Annotated in this window: 1 protein-coding gene; it reads right to left on the reverse strand. The window is 71.6% G+C overall.

Features of this window, described 5'->3' with window-relative positions; genetic code table 11:
* On the reverse strand, positions 1 to 5,232 hold a 5,232-nt coding region (locus NRB56_RS38020; protein ID WP_153349225.1), incomplete at both ends, for a condensation domain-containing protein.

Below are 5,232 nucleotides of genomic sequence, written 5' to 3' on the forward strand. Positions count from 1 at the left end.
CGATGCCCGACAGATCGAACCGCACCGGGAAGATCGAGGTGAACCAGCCCACCGTGCGCGACAGATCCGCGCCCGGCACCGCCTCCTCCTCACGACCGTGCCCCTCCAACCGGATCAGCACCGAATCGTCCACGGCCGCACCGTCGTCGGAGCCGCGGCCCGAGGCCGCACCGTCGGCGCGCCACTTCGCGACGGCGAGCGCCAGCGCGGTCAGCAGGCCGTCGTTGACGCCGCCGTGGAACAGTCCGGGCACCGTGGTCAGCAGCGCACGGGTGACCTCCGCGGACACCTCGACCCGATGCTTCGCGATCGTCCCGGTCACGTCCACGGCCGGATCGAAGGCCCGCGTGGTCAGCAACGGATCCGGACCGTCGACCACCGCGCGCCACCGGTCCAGCTCGCCGGCCCGTTCCACCGCCGCACGCTGCAACGCGTGCGCCCAGGTGCGCATGCTGGTCGCGACCGGCGGCAGCGTCGCCGGCCGGCCGGCCGCGATCTGTCCCCACGCGGCCACGAAGTCCGGCACCAGGATTCGCCACGACACACCGTCGACCACGAGGTGGTGCGCGGCCACCAGCAGCCGGCCCGCGCGATCCGTACCCGGCTCCCGGTCCCCGGCGGACGGCTGCAACCAGACGAACCGGATCACCACGCCCGCTTCGGGATCCAGCCCGCCCACCGCGGCATCCAATGCCGCCGAGGCGATCTCGGTCAGGCCCGCGTCATCGACGCTCGCGTCGAACACCACCCGGTCGAGCAGCGCGTCGACGTCGACCGTGCCCGGCGCGGCCGTCTCCACGATCCACTCCGCGCCGGCGTGCCGGCGCAACCGGGCCCGCAGCATGTCGTGGCGGTCGACGACCGCCGCCAGGGTCGCCACGATCCCGGCGCGGTCGATCCCCACCGGAAGTTCCAGTGCCAGGGACTGATTGAAGCGACGCAGGGCGCCCGGCCGCTCGACCATGAAGCGCACCACCGGGGTCAGCGGCATCGCGCCGACACCGCCGCCGGGCAGCTCCGCGAGCACGGCGGGCCGGTCCGCGCCGCCGGCGGCGTCGGCCACGCCCGCCAGGCCCGCGACGGTCCGCTGCTCGAACACATCCCGCGGCGAGAACACCACGCCGCGCGCCTTCGCCCGCGACACCAGTTGGATGGACACGATCGAATCGCCGCCCAGGGCGAAGAACGAGTCGTCGAGGCCGACCCGGTCCACGCCGAGCACCTCGGCGAACACCTCGGCGATGGTCTGCTCCACCGTCGATCGCGGCGCCCGGAAAGACACCTCGGCCGCGAAGACCGGTTCCGGCAACGCCTTCCGGTCCAGCTTGCCGACCGGGGTCAGCGGGATCCGGTCGATCACCATGATCGACGACGGCACCATGTAGCCCGGCAGTCGTTGCTCGACGTGTTCGGTCAGCACCGCGGTGTCGATCGGGACACCGTGCGCGGCAACCACATACGAGACCAGTGAGGTCACGTTCGCTGCGTTCTCGTGGCCGACGGTGACCGCGAAGTCGACCGTCTCGTGCGAGGCCAGCGCCGCGTCGATCTCCCCGAGTTCGATGCGGAAACCGCGGACCTTGACCTGGAAGTCGGAGCGGCCGACGTATTCGACCTCGCCGTGCTGCGTCCAGCGCACCACGTCGCCGGTACGGTACATCCGCTCGCCACCGGCGTACGGATTGGCCACGAACCGTTCGGCGCTCAGGCCCGGCCGCGCATGGTAACCGCGCGCCAGCTGGATGCCCGACAGGTACAGCTCACCCGCGACACCCACCGGCACCGGTCGCAGCCTGGCGTCCAGGATCAGCGACTGCATGCCGCGGATCGGGCCGCCGATGGTGACCGGATCGCCCGCGGCCAGCGGCTCGCTGATGTTGGTCATGATGGTGGTCTCGGTGGGGCCGTAGCCGTTGTAGAAGCGGCGGCCACCGCCGGCAGCGCCGGCATCGACAGCACCACCGGCACCGCCGACACCGCTCGCACCGCCGGCACCGCTCGCACCGCCGGAAGCGTCCGGCGCCGCACCCCATTTCGCCACCAGGTCGGCCGGTACGGCCTCGCCGCCGGCGACGACGGCGTGCATGTCGGTGAGCGCGGCCGGGTCCAGGGAGGCCAGCACCGAGGGGGTGAGGAAGGTGTGGGTGGCGCCCTCGCGGCGGATCAGTTCGGTGAGCTCCTCGCCGCCGTAGATGCCCGGCGGCACCACCACGAGCGTGCCACCGCGGCCGATCGCGAGCAGGAATTCCAGCATCGACGCGTCGAAGCTCGGCGACGCGAAATGCAGTGCGCGCGTATCGGAGTCGACGTCGTAGCGGACGTTCTGCTCGGCGGTGAAGTTGGCCAGACCCGCGTGCGTGACGACGACGCCCTTCGGCAGGCCGGTCGACCCGGAGGTGTAGATGACATAGGCCGGATGTTCCGCGCGCAGCGGCCGCACCCGGTCGGTATCGGTCACCGCGGCGGCCGAACGGCCGTCGAGCGGCTGCTCGTCCAATACCAGCCAGTCGACCGACTCCGGCAGTTCGGCGCGCACCGACGACACCGTCAGGCCCACCGGGGAACCGGAATCGGTGACCATGTGCGCGATCCGGTCCGCCGGATAGGTCGGGTCGATCGGCACGAACGCCGCACCGGTCTTGGACACCGCCCATTCGGCGAGATACGACTCGTCCGACCGCGGCACGGCGACCGCGACCAGATCCTCGGCGCCGATGCCGCGCTCGATCAGCAAGCGCGCCAACCGGTTCGAGTGTTCGTCGAGTTCGGTGTAGGACCGGCTGCGCCGCGGCGAGCCGTCCAGCGGGGTGAAAACCACCGCCGGACCGTCCGGATTCGCCGCGACCGCGGCGGCCAGCAGTTCCGGCAGGGTGCGGACCGGCTCGGCGGGAAGTCCGGTGCGCGCCACCAGATCCGCGCGCTCGGCCGCGTCCAGGATGTCGATCGCGCCGACGAGGGTCTCCGCGTCGGCGGCGACGGTCTCCAGCACCCGCACCCAGCGCTGCACCAGCTCCGCGACGGTGCTCTCGTCGAACAGATCGGTGGCGTAGGTCAATGCCAGCGCCATACCGCCGTGCCCGGTGTCGTCGGACCGGCCGGCGCCGTCGGAAGCGACGACGGTCGGGATCTCCGACAGGGTGAACTGCAGGTCGAAGCGGGCGATGTTCTCTTCCAGGTCCAGCGGCGACACCGTCAGACCGGGCAGTTCCAGCGTGGTGCGGTCCAGGTTCTGGAAGGCGAGCATCACCTGGAACAGCGGATTGCGGGCCTGGGACCGCTCCGGGGCCAGCAGTTCCACCAGCCGTTCGAACGGCACGTCGGCGTTGCCGAACGCCTCCAGGTCGGTGTGCCGGACCCGATCCAGCAGGCCGGTGAACGATTCCGCCGGATCGAGGGCGGTCCGCAGCACGAGCGTGTTGACGAACATGCCGACCAGGTCGTCGAGGGCCTGCTCACCGCGACCGGCCACCGGGGTGCCGATCGCGATGTCGTCGCCGCCGGACAACCGGCCCAGCAGCACCGTGAGCGCCGCGTGCATCACCATGAACAGCGACGAACCCTGTTTACGCGCAACATCTTCCAGCGCGGTGATCACGTTCGGCGACAGCGTGCGGTGCAGGGTGGCGCCATGGTGCGAGGCGACCGCCGGCCGCGGCCGGTCGGCGGGGAGGGTCAGTTCGTCGGGAATGCCGGCGAGCGCCCGCTGCCAGTAGCCGACCTGCCGGGCCAGCAGCGACTGCGCGTCGTCCTCGGAGCCGAGGACCTCGCGCTGCCAGACCGCGAAATCGGCGTACTGCACCGCCGGCGGCGCCCAGCCGGGCACGCTGCCCTGGGTGCGAGCGGTGTAGGCGGCCATCACGTCCCGCGCCAGCGGGCCCATGGAGAAGCCGTCGGCCGCGATGTGGTGGACCACCACCACGAGCACGTGCTCGGCGCCCGCGACGGTCGCCTGCACGCCCATGTCGACGCGGAACAGCCGCGCCCGCAACGGAACCCGCTCGGCGACGTCGAATCCGGTGGAGACGAACTCGGTGACGGCGGTGAGCAGTTCGGTGTCGGCGACCGGGTAACCACGCAGATCGAGGGTGACCTGTTCGGCGGGCAGCACCTGCTGCATCGGCACGCCACCGTGTTCCGGGTAGCGGGTGCGCAGCGACTCGTGCCGGCGCAGCACGTCGACGATCGCCAATTCCAGTGCGGCGGTGTCGAGTTCGCCGGACAGGCGAATCGCGAGCGGCAGATTGTAAGCGGCCGAGGCCTTGTCGTACTGGTTGAGGAACCACATGCGCTGCTGCGCGAACGACAGCGGCACCAGCCGGCCCGCCGGGCGGCGGCGGGCGACCAGCGCGGGCCGCCGGTCGCGGTCGTCACCGGTGTGCGATTCCAGCCGCGCGGCAAGGGTTTCCACCGTCGCGGCCTCGAACAACGCGCGGACCCCGACGGAGATGCCGAGGGTGGCGCCGATCCGGGAGGCGACCCGGGTGGCGATCAGCGAGTTGCCACCGAGAGCGAAGAAGTCGTCGTCCAGGCCGACTCGCGGCAGGCCCAGGACGTCGGCGAACACCGTGGCCACCGCCTCCTGGACCGGTGTTTCCGGTGCACGGAACGTGCGGGTGCGGGCCGCGGGCGCCGGGAGGGCGCGGCGGTCGAGTTTGCCGTTGACGGTCAACGGGATCGCGTCGAGCACGACGAACGCCGAGGGCACCATGTAGGCGGGCAGGCGTTGGCCGGCTCCGTCCCGTACGGCGTCGACGTCGACCGCGCCGGCACCGGCGAGGTAGGCGACGATGCGTTGGTCGCCGGGTGTGTCTTCGCGGACGATGACCGCGGCGTGGGTGACACCCGGCTGGGCGAGGACCGCGGCTTCGATCTCGCCGAGTTCGATCCGGAACCCGCGCACCTTCACCTGATCATCAGCACGGCCCAGGTATTCGAGCTCTCCGTGCCGGTTCCAGCGGGCGACATCCCCCGCGCGATACAAGCGTTCCCCCGGTACGCCGAGGGGGTGGGCGACGAACCGGGCCGCGGTCAGATCCGCCCGCCCCAGATACCCCCGCGCCAACTGCGGCCCGGCGACATAGATCTCCCCGGCCACCCCGACCGGCACCGGATGCAACCGGTCGTCGAGCACATACACTCGCAGGCCCGGGATCGCCCGCCCGACAACCGAACCCGTCGCCGCCGCGACCGTGTCGGCATCCAGTACCCGATGCGACACGTGGACCGTGGTTT

This window comes from Nocardia aurantia (assembly GCF_009604425.1).
GTDB lineage: Bacteria > Actinomycetota > Actinomycetes > Mycobacteriales > Mycobacteriaceae > Nocardia > Nocardia aurantia.